Here is a 436-nt window from a genome sequence, read left to right as displayed (position 1 = left end):
TCCGAGATACTTTATAATCCCCGCTCCGCTGGCCCCTTAGCTCAGTGGTTAGAGCAGGCGACTCATAATCGCTTGGTCGCTGGTTCAAACCCAGCAGGGGCCACCAAATTTAGTGATTAAAATCATGATAATAAGCCACCTCTTACGGTGGTTTTTTTGTTTCTGTGTTTTGCAGTGGCGATAAAATGGCGATGGTTTTTTACCCCCATGCCTTTCAAAGCTGTTCATAATTGCCCGGTGAAGAACTCGCCATCGACGAACTCAAATATGGCGAACTGCATCGCCAGAATGCGGACGATCTCGATAAGTCGTAGTATTTTGTGCAAGTGAAATGGCTTGAAACCCTCAGTGAGCAGGAAGCCAGGAGCGAGGTTGGGTTCTTCGGCAGTCAAAATACCGTTTCCCAAGTGACGGCACACTGTTGAAAGATTGAAAA

The 436-nt window shown here is 47.2% G+C and carries 1 tRNA gene and 1 pseudogene; both read left to right on the top strand.

Going from position 1 to position 436, the window contains the following annotated elements:
• The first annotated feature begins 30 nt into the window (after nucleotides 1–30).
• Nucleotides 31–106, top strand: a tRNA-Ile gene (locus QMM04_RS23140).
• A gap of 130 nt (nucleotides 107–236) precedes the next feature.
• Nucleotides 237–411 (top strand): annotated as a pseudogene (locus tag QMM04_RS23135) (nuclease); the annotation flags it as partial.
• Nucleotides 412–436: the final 25 nt, after the last annotated feature.

It is taken from the genome of Pantoea sp. Pa-EAmG (assembly GCF_030024295.1).
GTDB lineage: Bacteria > Pseudomonadota > Gammaproteobacteria > Enterobacterales > Enterobacteriaceae > Pantoea > Pantoea dispersa.
This window is presented reverse-complemented; position numbering and strand designations above follow the sequence as displayed.